This window comes from Bacilli bacterium, assembly GCA_036381315.1.
Classification (GTDB): Bacteria; Bacillota; Bacilli; order Paenibacillales; family KCTC-25726; genus DASVDB01.
In genome coordinates this window covers 1-13,375 of sequence record DASVDB010000079.1, presented here as the reverse complement: position 1 = coordinate 13,375, position 13,375 = coordinate 1, and the positions used below count along the sequence as shown (strand labels likewise).

The following is a 13,375-nucleotide window of genomic DNA, read 5'->3' as shown; positions in this document are numbered from 1 at the left end:
GATCATGAGAAAAAGCGGTTTGACGCGGCAAACAGCGATTTGACCGATACCGCGATCAAAGTCAATAAACTGATGGCGGCCATGCTCCCGTCCATGATGCTGATCATGAATTTTTCCACAATCGCGATCATCTGGTTCGGCGGCATCCGGATCGGCAACGGCGATATGGAAGTGGGGGCGCTGATGGCGTTTCTGCAATATGCGATGCAGATTTTGTTTTCGCTCATGATGCTGTCCATGATGTTCGTGCTTGTTCCCCGCGCCTCGGCATCCGCATTAAGGATCAATCAGGTACTGGATACGGAACCGGTGGTGAAAGACGCGGCAACGGCAAAAAGCACAGGCGGGCAGAAAGGCTGCGTCGAGTTCCGCGATGTGACGTTCAGCTATCCCGGTGCGGAAAGCCCGGCGCTATCGCATATTACATTCAGCGCCAACCCCGGCGAAGTGACGGCGATCATTGGCGGCACGGGATCGGGAAAAACGACGCTCGTCAGCCTGATACCGCGCTTCTATGATATCGATAGCGGCAGCATTCTCGTGGACGGTGTGGATGTGCGCGAGCAGGCGCAGGAACATTTGCGCGCCAAAATCGGCTTTGTTACCCAGCAAGCGGTCTTGTTCTCCGGGACCATCGCGGAAAATATCCGTCGCGGAAAGGAACACGCCACCGACGAAGAAGTGGCGCAGGCGGCGAGAACGGCGCAGGCTGAGGAGTTTATCGCCGGCATGCAAGACGGATTTAACGCCGCAATCGAACAGGGCGGAACGAATTTGTCCGGCGGGCAAAAGCAGCGCCTTTCCATTGCCCGCGCCTTGGTGCGCAAGCCGGAGATCTATATATTCGACGACAGCTTTTCGGCGCTTGATTATAAGACGGATGCCAAATTGCGCGCCGCGCTGAAGCGGGAAATCGGCAATGCCACCGTTTTGATCGTGGCGCAGCGCGTCAGCACCGTGATGGATGCCGATCGGATTATCGTCCTGGAAGACGGAGCCATCTCGGGGATCGGCACGCATCAGGAGTTGCTGGATACATGCGCCGTATACCGGGAAATTGTCGCATCGCAGTTTGCGCAAGAAAAAGCGGAAGAGGTGGAATCGGCATGAGTGAGCAGCGGAAATCAGCCTTTCATGGAACAAGAAGCGCCGCTTCCGGCAAAGGCATGCCGAAGGGAATGGGCATGGGAATGGGCATGCCGGTGCAGAAGGCAAAAGATTTCAAAGGTACGCTAAAGCGATTGCTCGGCTACCTGAAGCCGCATCGGATGCAGCTTTTGGCTGTATTGCTGACAGCGGTGATCAGCACGGTTTTCTCCATTGTCAGCCCAAAAATAATGGGCAAGGCGACCACCAAATTGTTCGAGGGGCTTATGGCAAAATTTCGCGGTGTCCCGGGCGCCAAAATCGATTTCGAATCCATTTTTCAAATTGTCGCCTTGTTGGCCGTACTTTATGTGATCAGCGCATTATTCGGATATTTGCAGCAGTACATTATGGCGGGCGTGGCGCAACGGACCGTATACCAACTGCGCAAAGACGTGAAGGAAAAGCTGTCGAAGCTGCCGCTCAAATTTTTTGATTCGCAAACGCACGGTGAAATTTTGAGCCGGGTGGTCAACGATGTGGACAATATCAGCAATACGTTGCAGCAAAGCCTTACGCAGCTGATCACTTCCGTTATTACGCTTATCGGGATCACTGTCATGATGCTGACGATCAGCCCGATTTTGACCCTGATCCTGATCTTGACGCTTCCGGCAAGTTTAATCGGAATCAAGATGATCGCTTCGCGCTCGCAAAAACATTTTATCGGACAGCAGCGGGCGCTCGGCGAATTGAACGGGCACGTGGAAGAAATGATCACCGGCCATAAAATCATCAAAGCGTTCGGCCAAGAGAAAAAATCGATCGCGAAGTTTGAAGAGATCAATGAAAAATTATACGAATCTGGCTGGAAGGCGCAATTTATTTCCGGTATTATTTGGCCGGTCATGTCTTTTATCGGCAATATCGGTTATGTATTAATCAGCATTGTCGGCGGCATATTTGTGGCCAAACAAAGGATCGCCATCGGCGATGTGCAGGCGTTTATACAATATTCGCAGCAATTTACGATGCCGATAACGCAGACGGCGAACATTGCCAATATCATCCAATCCACGATTGCTTCCGCCGAGCGGGTATTTGAACTGCTTGATGAAGCGGAAGAAACTCCCGATCGTGCGGACGCCAAAACGATTGCTTCGCCGCAAGGCGCTGTCCGCTTTAACAACGTCAAATTCGGCTATAACCCCGAAACCGTATTGATCGACAACATGAACATCGACGTGAAACCGGGGCAGACCATTGCGATCGTCGGTCCGACCGGAGCGGGGAAAACGACGCTCGTCAATCTTCTGATGCGTTTTTATGATGTCCAAAGCGGGAACATAACCGTTGATGGCGTCAACATCGCGGATTTGCGGCGCGGCGAACTGCACTCCATTTTCGGGATGGTGCTGCAGGATACGTGGCTGTTTAACGGCACAATCCGCGATAATATCGCCTACGGGCGCATCGGCGCGACAGAGGAGGAAATTGTGGATGCGGCAAAAGCGGCGCATGCCGACCATTTTATCCGCACGCTTCCCGATGGGTACGATACTATCCTGAATGAAGAGGCATCCAATATTTCGCAAGGACAAAAGCAGTTGTTGACCATCGCCCGGGCGATCCTGGCGGATCCCGCGATTCTCATCCTGGATGAAGCGACCAGCAGCGTCGACACCAGAACCGAAATCCAGATTCAAGAAGCGATGCTCCGGTTGATGCAGGGCCGAACCAGTTTCGTCATTGCCCACCGGTTGTCGACAATCCGCGAAGCCGATTTGATTCTCGTCATGAATCATGGCAGCGTAATTGAGCAAGGGACGCATGAGCAATTGTTGCAGCAAAAAGGTTTCTACGCCGATCTGTATTACAGCCAGTTTTCCGGCGGCGCTTCGTTGCCGGACGCAGGTTGATGCGTGCGCCCGCCGCATCTTCGGCATTTCAAATCACAGCAGCCATAAGCTGATTTCCGGCTTATGGCTTTTTTCATGGTTGCGCCTTTCTGTTTGCGGCGTGCGGATTGCGCATCGCCCGAAGCAGCGTTTGCCACTTGCTTTTGGCGGAGAACGGCTGCAAAGAAAGCAAGCGCGGCTTTTCGGGGCGCGGATACGGATCGCTGATGCCGTTTAACAGCAAAGTGATTTTGATGCGTTGCCCCGGTTCGTCGATGCAATATGTACCCATTTTAAACAAGTCGGCTTTGTGGAACAAATCGTGCAGTCGAAGGTTGATCTGCCTGTAGGCGTCCATGTTCACATCTTTCGAATAGCCGATGTTGACGATCATTTGCTGCCCTTCGGCGAAATCATGCGGCAAATAAGGCTTGGCCAACAAATACTTGAGCGGCTCGTCAAACACGGTGCCTTCGATGGTATGCAGAAAGAACGGCCCCTTTTTCGCGTGCATAAAGGATTCGATATCATGCAAATCAATATTCATTTCGCCGGGAATCTCCACGATGGTTTCCAGCCCGTTGATGATTTCTTCCTCCATCGCGGAAAAAATTTCATTCGCTTTTATGATCGAGGTGCCAGGCTCCAGCATCTCCAGCATGCCGTCAGCATAAAAATAGGTGATTCCGTCGCACATCTCCTGCATGCGGTAATACTGCCGAATTGCCGTCTGCAGCCGCTTTTTGCCTTCAAATCGATAAGGAAAACGGAAAATGCCGAACAATAGCAGACTTTTTTCTCTTAAAGCCGCCAATTGTTCGACCATCTTCTCCGTCTCCAGCGCATTTCCTCCGGTAAAACGGTAAAAGTAAAGCATCGATCATCACCCGTTTGCTTTTTTTACCATTATAAATAACTGCCGCGAAAAAGGTTGTCATTATGTGTCTGCAGAATTTTGTCCAAATATGGGGGAACGAATTATGGTCAGGCCATGCGCTGTTTGGTAAAGAAGTACAAAAACCATACGGCGTGGTTTTGTTCGTCTGCGGCGGCGCGGCGGAACGGTTCCCGGATCCGGGGATCATGCGCTTTGTCGGCGATCTCGTGATAAAAATCCACGGTTTTTTGTTCATCCTTGAGCGCCCACTCCAAACCGGCGCTGTACTGCTTTGGACAAGCTTCAGTTATTTGTGGAGCGTGCTGCCTGCCTGTCAGCGTCATATAAATCCGGGAAAAGATCTGGTAATGCCGCACTTCGTCTTCCCTGATTTCCAAAATTTGCGCTCGCTCCCGGTCATCAGGGGCCATTTTGGCAAGTTCCCCGTAGCACGAGATTGCGTTGTACTGCCCGTTGATGGCTTTGGCAATATCCTGGACAAGGTTTGCATCCGCTCCGGCGTTCATGCCGTAATGATATGTGTAGGGATTGGGCATCAAGTTGCATCACTCCTTGAAAAATCGGGCTGTTGTACTGCATGATATGCCGCAGACCTTAGCGCAGTGCATGGCACAGAAGACATTTGCGCAATACTGAGTATCCATTTTGCTTCGTTTGGATTATAATTTGAGGCGAAGGCAAATGAGGCCATTGATGCCAATAAACGATAAGAACCGTTAAAAGTGGTGATACCGAATGGAACTGAGACAAATTCAGTACTTTATTGAGGTGGCCAAGCTGGAGCATGTGACGGAAGCCTCCTATGTTTTGCACGTCGCGCAATCGGCGGTCAGCAGGCAAATTTTCAAGCTGGAATCGGAGCTTGGCGTCAATTTGTTTATACATGAAGGACGAAAAGTGAGGCTGACCGATATCGGCCGCATTTTTCTGGGGCATATGCAGCAAGTAATGAAAGTAATCGAGAAGGCGCAGCAAGAAATTGAGGAATTCCTCGATCCCGAGCAAGGCACCGTGCGGATCGGTTTCCCGAGCAGTTTGGCCGCTTATATGGTTCCTACGGTAATCTCGGCGTTTCGGGAGCAGCATCCGCGCGTTAATTTTGTGCTGCAGCACGGCTCTTACCGGGAATTAATCGATTGGGTTGCCAAAGGCGATATGAATTTTGCCATTATGGGACCGGTGCCGCAGGACGAAAAGCAAATTAAAGGAGAGATTCTGTTTCGGGAGAAGATCTTCGCGCTGCTGCCATCCAATCATCCGCTGGCCGGCAGAAGTTCGGTCAAGTTGGACGAACTGCGCGACGATTCGTTTGTCCTGTTCCCGGAAGGGTTTGTTTTGCGGGAAATTGTTGTTCAGGCGTGCAAGAATTTGGGATTTCAGCCCAAGGTAACGTTTGAAGGCGACGATCTGGATGCGATTAAAGGCCTTGTGGCGGCAGGGCTTGCGATCACATTGCTGCCGGAAATCGCGCTCACGGAACATCTGTCCCGCGCCGTGGTTAAAGTTCCGATCAGCGAGCCAAGCGTGACAAGGGATGTCGGCGTTATTACGCCCGTCAACCGCGAGCTGCCGCCGACGGAGAAGCTCTTTTACGACTTTTTAAAACAATTTTCACCTGTGTTTTCGCAAATTACGGAATAATAACGGAATAGTTGTTCTTATCGCGGATAACGTAAAAAAGAACCGAAGGTTTCGCAACCCTCGGTTCTTTTTTTTGCCTTTTGTTTTCCGAAATCAGACGATGCCTTGAGCGTACATCGCTTCAGCGACTTTCAGGAAGCCAGCGATGTTGGATCCGACCACCAGGTTGCCGGGATATCCATACTCTTCGGCAGCCTTCACGCTGTTTTCATAGATGTTTTTCATGATAGCGTGCAGTTTGGCGTCCACTTCTTCAAATGTCCAAGGCGTACGTTGGCTGTTTTGCGCCATTTCCAGAGCGGATACGGCTACACCGCCGGCGTTGGCCGCTTTTGCCGGTCCGAACAGGACGTTGTTGTTCAGGAATTGATCGATAGCTTCCAGCGTGGACGGCATGTTGGCGCCTTCGCCGATTGCCTTTACACCGTTCTTGATCAGGATTTTGGCGGATTCTTCGCTGATTTCGTTTTGTGTTGCACAAGGAAGCGCAATATCGCAAGGGATGTTCCAGATGCCGGAGCAGCCTTCATGGTATTCCGCACTCGGATGGTCGTTTACATATTCCTTGATCCGTTTGCGTTCCACTTCTTTCAGTCTCTTAACGGTAGCGACGTCGATTCCGTTCTTGTCATAGACATATCCGTTGGAGTCGCTGCAAGCGACAACCTTGGCACCCAGCGCTTGCGCCTTTTCCATTGCATAGATCGAAACGTTGCCGGAACCGGAAACGACGACCGTGCTGCCGTTGAAGCTTAAGCCTTTGGATTTCAGCATTTCCGAAACAAAGTACACGCAGCCGTAACCGGTTGCTTCCGTTCTTGTCAAGCTGCCGCCGTAGGTAAGGCCTTTTCCTGTCAGCACGCCGGCTTCGTTGGCATTGCGAAGACGTTTGTATTGTCCGAACAAGAAGCCGATTTCTCTTCCGCCTACTCCGATATCCCCGGCCGGCACGTCAGTGTCCGGTCCGATATGTCTGTAAAGTTCCGTCATGAAGCTTTGCGCGAATCTCATTACTTCAGCGTCCGATTTGCCTTTCGGATCAAAGTCGGAACCGCCTTTGCCGCCGCCGATCGGCTGGCCGGTCAGCGAGTTTTTCAAAATTTGCTCAAAGCCCAGGAATTTGATGATGCTGGCGTTCACGGACGGATGGAAACGCAGACCGCCTTTGTAAGGTCCGATTGCGCTGTTGAACTGAATCCGGTAACCGCGGTTTACCTGCACATTGCCTTGATCATCCACCCAGGGAACGCGGAACATGATTTGTCTTTCCGGCTCCACCAGTCTTTCCAGAATACCGGCCTTGATGTATTTCGGATGTTTGGCGAATACCGGCACCAGGGAATAAACGATTTCTTTCACCGCTTGGTGAAACTCAGGTTCGTTGGGATTGCGTTTTTGCACGGTCTCAAAAACGTCATCCACGTACTTTTTTGCCGCAGCTAAGTCATTAGCCATTGCATATACCGCCTTTCTAATATTTATTCATTTGCCCATCTGGTTGTAAGAGAATCTTACGAGTATTGCTTTGTAATACGTATCATATTATGTTTTTTTGATATTAACAATACAAATTCAAGATATAGATTATACCGAAAATAGATAATGTAATTGAAAGCGTTATCTAAATCTTGTCCGTATTCGCTTCTTTGCATAATTATGCAGAATGGCGCGGCGGAATATTTCGCAATGTCAAAACAGAAAATAATCCCGATGGAGGGAATGAAGCGATGGGTCTTGGACTGTCTGCGGCGTCGGTGATTGCGGCATTGGTCAGTTTCCGTTTGTTCAAGAAACGATTCCACACGCTGGAGGTTGCGGTTTGCTGGTTCTTTTTGGGCGCGTTGCTGCTTATGCTGCGGACTTTTTTTGTTTTGAATGCCGAAATGCTCAAAGTAACGCATCACCCGGGCAATTTTATTGCCCTGTCTTCCTTGCTAATTTTGCTTTTTCCGTGCGTCATTCTTTGGTTGCTTTATTTGTATCGCACCGATTTTTTGAACGCGGCGGGCAAACTGGCATTTGCCCTGTTATGGGCGATTGCGCTCAGTTTGGCCGATTGGTGGTCGAATGAAGCTAAGCTTATGCAATTCGTATCCTGGAATCTTTATTATTCCTTCGTGAAGTGGGTGCTTGTCATCGCGCTTGCTTGGGGGGTAATGGCCGCATATCGGCGGATCTTGCGAAAAGAGGGCTATTTATGTTGATCGCTTTGCCCGAACGGTGGGATGGCAATGAATGGTTTGTTACGATTGCAACCCTGCTGGTGCTTTTTATCTGGAAGTTGCTGCCGCGTCGCATGAACAAATCGCAAATGTGGTTTATTGTTTTTTTGAATGTTTTGCTGGGACTTTTTACCGATAGTTTGTTTGGAGGGGGGCTCCACAATTTTTACGATATGAACGACTCCCCGAAGGGAGAAATCACGGATTATTTGTTGTATATGGCCACCTTTCCGCTGACGATCCTGATCATTCTGCATTTTTATGGGAAATGGCGGCCGACGGGGCTTTGGCGGTTGATTTTCATTCTGATCGCCGCGGGGATAACAGCCGTGCTGGAATTCGTTTCGGTCAAGTTTGCCGTATTTCAATATATTCGCTGGAATTTGCTGTACTCATTCTGTGTCTATACGGTGGTGCACGGTATAAATGTGCTGATGTTTGACTGGACCCGCAGATTCCCGCGCAATCGGGTTTCCCCTTAGACCCGCAAAGTTTTCCAGCCGGAATTGCTGATAGTGGAACAAAACGCGTGGGATATTAGCCTGGTGAGAAAAAAATTGCAAAAGAAAAGCGCAAGGAGTGGAAAGAAAGTGAAACGTTCCGTTCTGGTCTTGACTGTTTGCTTCTTGCTGGGCTGTTTGTTCTTTATTCCGCCTGCGGCGGCCTCCGGTATTACTCCCTATAATTTTGGCTTTAAAAAGAGCAAAAACGGCGAACTTCCCTCCATTGACCAGGAAGGTTTTAAAGAAATATTGCAGCGGAATGAAGCGGTCTTTTTAGGCGACACTTCGCAAAAAGAATTGTATCTGACCTTTGACAACGGCTACGAAAACGGGTATACGATTCCCATACTGGATACATTGCGGGAAAAAAAAGTGCCGGCCGCTTTTTTCGTAACCGGGCATTATGTGAAAGATCGACCGGATCTGATTAAACGAATGGCTGCCGAAGGCCACGTGATCGGCAACCATTCCTGGAGCCACCCTGATATGTCGCGGCTTTCCGCGGAGGGCATCAGGAAGGAGTTGGCGAAGGTTGAAGAGAAGGTCGCCGAAATAACCGGCCCGCTTGATATGCGCTATATGCGCCCGCCGCGCGGCGTTTTTAGCGGTCCGATGCTTGCCGTATGCCGCAAGCTCGGCTATATAAACGTGTTCTGGTCGATCGCCTATAAGGATTGGGAAACAAACAGCCAGCGTGGTGCGGCGTATGCTTACAGCCAGGTTATGTCGCAGCTTCACCCCGGGGCGGTTATTCTGCTGCATTCCGTATCCAGGGATAACGCGGAAGCGTTGGGGAGGATCATCGACGATGCCAGAAGACAGGGATATGTTTTCAAGAGCCTGGCCGAATTGAAGGTGCGAAATTATTAATCGGCAAATTGCAATGATCGAACGCATGTTCTATAATGAACAAAGGTAAGCAACTTTCATGAAGGATGGGGATTGGCATTATGTTTGCATCAATTGCGGAATTTAACGCGGAATGGAGCCATGAATCGGCTTCAACGCAAAAAGTGCTGGACGCACTGACGGATGCGTCGCTCAAGCAGCAAGTAACGCCGGAGGGCCGCACGTTAGGCAGGCTGGCATGGCATGTTGTCACGAGCATTCCGGGGATGCTGGACCATTTTGGCTTAACGGTTGCCAAGGTGGAAGGCGAGGACGTTGTTCCGGCGACAGCCCGGCAAATCGCCGAAACGCATCGGCAAGTCAGCGCCGCCGCAGCCGAAGCGGTCAAGCGGCAATGGACCGATGAGAGCTTGACGGAAACGCAAAACGTATTCGGGCGCGACATGACGAGAGCCGCCATGCTGTCACTGATGATCAAGCATATCATTCATCACCGCGGCCAAATGACGGTCTTAATGCGCCAGGCGGGGCTTGAGGTCCCGGGGGTATACGGCCCGACCCGCGAGGATTGGAGCAGGATGGGCGTGGCCGCGCCGAAATAACCGACGCCGGTTTGCGTCGCTAATCAGGTTTCAATCGGGCATGCATATGGTTCGCCTATGTGCATGCCTTTTTAGCTTTCATGCGCCTGGTTCTATGCTTGGGGCGCCAAGTTCCATGCGCCGGTGCGCCGAGTTCCACGCGCGGGGCCTAACCAAACAGCTTATGTCAGCCAATCCCCGGCACCTGCACATTGTAAACGTTAACCCTTTATAGCACAACGCTATTACGGGGTGATCGCCCTCCCTGCACACCGCTAACGATCGCAGCAGAGGCTATTTGCCGAAAAAAGGCTGATTTGAAATTGTAACGGTCGCAGTGGACGCTATTTGTCGTTTCAATGCCCGAATTTCAGGAAAAATGCAAGAATAAGCTCTCCTACGACCGTTAGGATAGAAAAGTGGGCAATTTGCGCAAAATAAGCTCCTCTGCAACCGTTAAAAGCTGAAACTCGGCAAACCGGCCGAGCTCCGGCACGTTGACCATAAAGACTGTTTCGGACGCGTTCCCCTTGTGAGCGGAACTAGCCTCTATAACGGCAAAAATGCGGATATAGCGCCTCATGCGAGTGGAACCAGCCTCTATAACGGCAAAAATGCGGATATAGGACTTTGGTTGGTCCGCGAGAGAGCCGGCTTTTAGCTGCCAATTGGAAATATGAACCACTACACGATAAAATAGAAGCAGAATAATAGGAAAGGACGTGCTGGTATGAAGCTTCGTGCTTTAGGCTCAACCGGACTTATGGTTAGCGAAATCAGTTTTGGCACATGGACGATTGGCGGATCGTGGGGCAAGGTGGATGACGGCGAGTCGCTGCGGGCGCTGCAAAAGGCCATCGACGCGGGCGTCAATTTCTTTGATACGGCGGATGTATATGGCGACGGGCGCAGTGAGCAATTGTTGGCAAAGGCGACGAAGGGCATGGAAGACCGCATTTATATCGCCACGAAGTTTTGCCGGGCCGGCGACGTCCATGACCCTGCAAACTATTCAATGGAACGTGTGCGCGCATATTGTGAAGCAAGCATTAAACGGCTGAATCGGGAAGCGATTGATCTGTACCAGATTCATTGCCCGCCATTAAAGGTTTTGCAGGACGGCAGCGTCTTTGAGGTGCTCGACAAGCTGATGGAAGAAGGGAAAGTCCGGCATTACGGCGTAAGCGTGGAGACGGTGGAGGAAGGGCTGTTTTGCTTGACGCAGTCCAATGTTCGCGCTTTGCAGGTGATATTCAACATTTTCCGGCAAAAGCCGATGGAGGAACTTTTCCCGCTGGCAAAAGCAAAAGGCGTCGGCATTCTGGTCCGTTTGCCGCTCGCGAGCGGGCTTCTGACCGGTAAATTCACGAAGGAATCAAAGTTTGCCGCAGACGATCATCGCAATTTCAATCAAAACGGCGAACAGTTCAACATCGGCGAGACATTCGCCGGATTAGGCTTGCAAAAAGGCGTGGAGTTGGCCGACAAACTGCGCTGGATCGCCGAAGGACGGGGCAACATGGCGCGGGCGGCGCTCCGCTGGATACTCGATTGCGAAGATATCAGCTGCGTCATCCCCGGGTTCCGTAACGTCCGCCAGGTTGAAGACAACTTGCAGGCGGCAAATGTACCTTCTTTTACGCGCGACGAACAAGAGCGTCTAAAGAAGTTCTATCGGGAAGAAGTGCATGCATATATTCGCGGGGCGTATTGAGCGGAAATAAAAACAACCATAATTGTCAGACATTAACCGGCAAGCTTCCGTTTCGCAAATCCGATAGTGACATATCGGATTTTTTTATGTTGAGACATCAACCTACGATTCTATTTTCCGATGTTCATATAAAGGAACAAGGAAACCCACTATGGGTGAATGAAAAAGCGAAATGGGAAAAGCAGAAGCAGCAAAACCCGCTTCCGGAGATCATGAATCGACTGGAAGCGTGGGGCTTGAAACCACTCATACCGCTTTTTACCGACACACAACAGCATATTAAATGGCTTCCAAAGAAAGCACGCGAATTTGTGCGCACGTGGGATCGGGATATGTTTCAACAGGCCATTGAACAGTTACTTTCGTGGGAGTCATGGAATGATAATCTCATGAAAGAAGCATTGAAACTTAAAAACGAACAATTGGAAATCGAAGAAAAATATTTTTCCGACCTTGAAAGCCGAGAGTGGCTGCAAGAAATGCGAGCTTTTGAAGAAAAACGGGCTAAAGAACTCGCCATAGTTTCTTTCGCCCCTACAGGAACATATCGATTGCTTCGCCGGGAATTGCGAGGCTGGGAACAAGTTTCGGCAAAATGGATAAAGCTTGTGCAGAAAGGCGAAATAAACGAAGAGGCATACAAACGGATCGTTGCAAAGACGCAGACGGAACATCGCAAAGAATTTGGCGACCCGCAAGTGTATGCATTTTTGGCAAAACCGGAGAACCATCATTTATGGCAGACAAACCCGGAAAGAATGAAATATCTTGTAGCATTAAATACTATTTTGCACAAACTTGATCAAACAAAGTCCGAAGCGGAATTCACGCTTCCCGATGCGGTTAAGCATCCAAAGTGGTTACGTTTCGACGCAAGGGGCGGAAATCTTCAATCTTTGAGATCTTTGCCATATTTAAAAAAAGACAGTGCCCGTTATGGAAGCCTCGGCGGCACTGTCTTTTTTTTATACTGATAATTTAACCAAGCTATTCAGCTCTTTGCTTTGTCAGCAAAATACTTAAATGTTTTACGAACACCCATAAAAATAAAATACATAATTAAAACGTCAAAGATATAAAGGTCAAGCCTATATGACGTTTGAAGAAGATTGTCCCAGGTGAATAACTGGTATTTATGTTTGGGGAGAGATCCCCCCCTAAAATATAGGAATGAAATTGGAAAGCCCAACAAGTGCGTGATTTCATTAATTTTTCTATATCCCATAAGGAATATGGATATAATCGGGGCCAGCATACTTAATAACAAAACACCTTTATTGAGTTTAATGATAATCACCCTTTCCCTCATAAAAGTAGTATACCAAAATAGGCTTTTATGTGTCGATATGTAGCACATATAGAATATAATTCTTAAATATATATTTTATAACTTATATATACTTTATATTACAGGTTTGGTATAGTCAGAATTGCAATTTAAATAATAAGAGGAGTGAAGTTGATGAAAAAAGGATTTATTGCATTACTATCTTTATTCATGCTTTTCATTTTAGCCATCCCTGCATTTGCCTCAAGTAACACCCCTACTTCGAATGAAAAGGGGGTAACCAGCCAAGAAGTGCAGGCTCTAGCCAATAAATACGGTATAGAATTATTGCTCTCTGATAATAGTGAATTGAAACCCTAAAATCCAAAGAGTTTTTGAAGTTTAAAAACACAAGCGAACTTGAACAGTTCTTTAGGGAAATGAAAAAAGTATTGGCGTCGGGAAATGTTGCTCCTGACACCTCCATGTCAATATCGCAAAACCTTTTGTCACCTTCTGTAAACGGAACGTCGACTCTATCAACCGCAGCTAGCAGCATATACGAGGGCTCTTACGTGATTAATTGGTGGGCGCCGTTTTCCGGATGGGGTATGACGGGTCTGGCTACTTGGAGAAACGTATCCGTTTCCTACAAATATACATTTGACAGTGTGGGGTACCCGATATATAGCTCTATTACATCCCTTACCTCTTAT

13 protein-coding genes are annotated in these 13,375 nt (G+C 49.2%); 10 read left to right on the top strand and 3 right to left on the bottom strand.

Annotated elements, in window-relative coordinates:
- A partial coding sequence (locus VF260_06195) for an ABC transporter ATP-binding protein (protein HEX7056771.1) occupies positions 1–1,110 on the top strand: 1,110 nt, incomplete at its 5' end.
- Between the two features lie 56 nt (positions 1,111–1,166).
- On the top strand, positions 1,167–3,005 hold the full coding sequence (locus VF260_06190; protein HEX7056770.1) for an ABC transporter ATP-binding protein: 1,839 nt from the start codon (positions 1,167–1,169) through the stop codon (positions 3,003–3,005).
- 73 nt (positions 3,006–3,078) lie between these two features.
- Here VF260_06190 and VF260_06185 read toward each other — a convergent pair whose 3' ends face one another.
- Positions 3,079–3,861 (bottom strand): cell division protein FtsZ, encoded by a 783-nt coding sequence (locus VF260_06185; GenBank protein HEX7056769.1) that lies wholly within the window; start codon positions 3,859–3,861, stop codon positions 3,079–3,081.
- Between the two features lie 107 nt (positions 3,862–3,968).
- Entirely contained in the window at positions 3,969–4,418 is a 450-nt protein-coding gene (locus tag VF260_06180) for a ferritin family protein (protein ID HEX7056768.1), read from the bottom strand.
- A 199-nt stretch (positions 4,419–4,617) separates the two neighbouring features.
- Here VF260_06180 and VF260_06175 point away from each other — a divergent pair, with 199 nt between their 5' ends.
- The gene (locus VF260_06175) at positions 4,618–5,523 is read left to right on the top strand and encodes a LysR family transcriptional regulator (protein ID HEX7056767.1); all 906 of its coding nucleotides are present in this window, start codon (positions 4,618–4,620) and stop codon (positions 5,521–5,523) included.
- A gap of 93 nt (positions 5,524–5,616) precedes the next feature.
- On the opposite strand, the gene gdhA is transcribed toward VF260_06175, so the two are convergent.
- On the bottom strand, positions 5,617–6,978 hold the full coding sequence (gdhA, locus tag VF260_06170; protein HEX7056766.1) for an NADP-specific glutamate dehydrogenase: 1,362 nt from the start codon (positions 6,976–6,978) through the stop codon (positions 5,617–5,619).
- Between the two features lie 272 nt (positions 6,979–7,250).
- Between gdhA and VF260_06165 the strand changes: the two genes are divergently transcribed.
- From VF260_06165 to VF260_06135, 7 genes are all read left to right on the top strand, one after another.
- Positions 7,251–7,727 (top strand): hypothetical protein, encoded by a 477-nt coding sequence (locus tag VF260_06165; GenBank protein HEX7056765.1) that lies wholly within the window; start codon positions 7,251–7,253, stop codon positions 7,725–7,727.
- A complete protein-coding gene (locus VF260_06160; protein HEX7056764.1) occupies positions 7,721–8,227 on the top strand; it encodes a hypothetical protein in 507 nt (168 codons plus the stop codon). The genes VF260_06165 and VF260_06160 overlap by 7 nt, the downstream gene beginning before the upstream one ends.
- A 144-nt stretch (positions 8,228–8,371) precedes the next feature.
- Positions 8,372–9,118, top strand: coding sequence for a delta-lactam-biosynthetic de-N-acetylase (gene pdaA, locus VF260_06155; GenBank protein HEX7056763.1), 747 nt, complete (start codon positions 8,372–8,374; stop codon positions 9,116–9,118).
- 80 nt (positions 9,119–9,198) lie between these two features.
- A complete protein-coding gene (locus VF260_06150; protein ID HEX7056762.1) occupies positions 9,199–9,699 on the top strand; it encodes a DinB family protein in 501 nt (166 codons plus the stop codon).
- A 709-nt stretch (positions 9,700–10,408) separates the two neighbouring features.
- Positions 10,409–11,392, top strand: a complete 984-nt coding sequence (locus VF260_06145) for an aldo/keto reductase (GenBank protein ID HEX7056761.1) — start codon at positions 10,409–10,411, stop codon at positions 11,390–11,392.
- A gap of 86 nt (positions 11,393–11,478) precedes the next feature.
- Positions 11,479–12,366: a type V CRISPR-associated protein Cas12b gene (gene cas12b, locus VF260_06140; GenBank protein ID HEX7056760.1), complete on the top strand. Its 888-nt coding sequence runs from the start codon at positions 11,479–11,481 to the stop codon at positions 12,364–12,366.
- 488 nt (positions 12,367–12,854) lie between these two features.
- Positions 12,855–13,040, top strand: a complete 186-nt coding sequence (locus VF260_06135; protein HEX7056759.1) for a hypothetical protein — start codon at positions 12,855–12,857, stop codon at positions 13,038–13,040.
- Positions 13,041–13,375: the final 335 nt, after the last annotated feature.

What these genes read in the sequence shown, in the direction of transcription:
- VF260_06190 (HEX7056770.1), top strand. Translation starts at nt 1,167, where the DNA reads ATGCCGAAGGGAATGGGCATGGGAATGGGCATGCCGGTGCAGAAGGCA.
- VF260_06185 (HEX7056769.1), bottom strand. Translation starts at nt 3,861, where the DNA reads ATGCTTTACTTTTACCGTTTTACCGGAGGAAATGCGCTGGAGACGGAG.
- VF260_06180 (HEX7056768.1), bottom strand. Translation starts at nt 4,418, where the DNA reads ATGCCCAATCCCTACACATATCATTACGGCATGAACGCCGGAGCGGAT.
- VF260_06175 (HEX7056767.1), top strand. Translation starts at nt 4,618, where the DNA reads ATGGAACTGAGACAAATTCAGTACTTTATTGAGGTGGCCAAGCTGGAG.
- gdhA (HEX7056766.1), bottom strand. Translation starts at nt 6,978, where the DNA reads ATGGCTAATGACTTAGCTGCGGCAAAAAAGTACGTGGATGACGTTTTT.
- VF260_06165 (HEX7056765.1), top strand. Translation starts at nt 7,251, where the DNA reads ATGGGTCTTGGACTGTCTGCGGCGTCGGTGATTGCGGCATTGGTCAGT.
- VF260_06160 (HEX7056764.1), top strand. Translation starts at nt 7,721, where the DNA reads ATGTTGATCGCTTTGCCCGAACGGTGGGATGGCAATGAATGGTTTGTT.
- VF260_06150 (HEX7056762.1), top strand. Translation starts at nt 9,199, where the DNA reads ATGTTTGCATCAATTGCGGAATTTAACGCGGAATGGAGCCATGAATCG.
- VF260_06145 (HEX7056761.1), top strand. Translation starts at nt 10,409, where the DNA reads ATGAAGCTTCGTGCTTTAGGCTCAACCGGACTTATGGTTAGCGAAATC.
- cas12b (HEX7056760.1), top strand. Translation starts at nt 11,479, where the DNA reads ATGTTGAGACATCAACCTACGATTCTATTTTCCGATGTTCATATAAAG.
- VF260_06135 (HEX7056759.1), top strand. Translation starts at nt 12,855, where the DNA reads ATGAAAAAAGGATTTATTGCATTACTATCTTTATTCATGCTTTTCATT.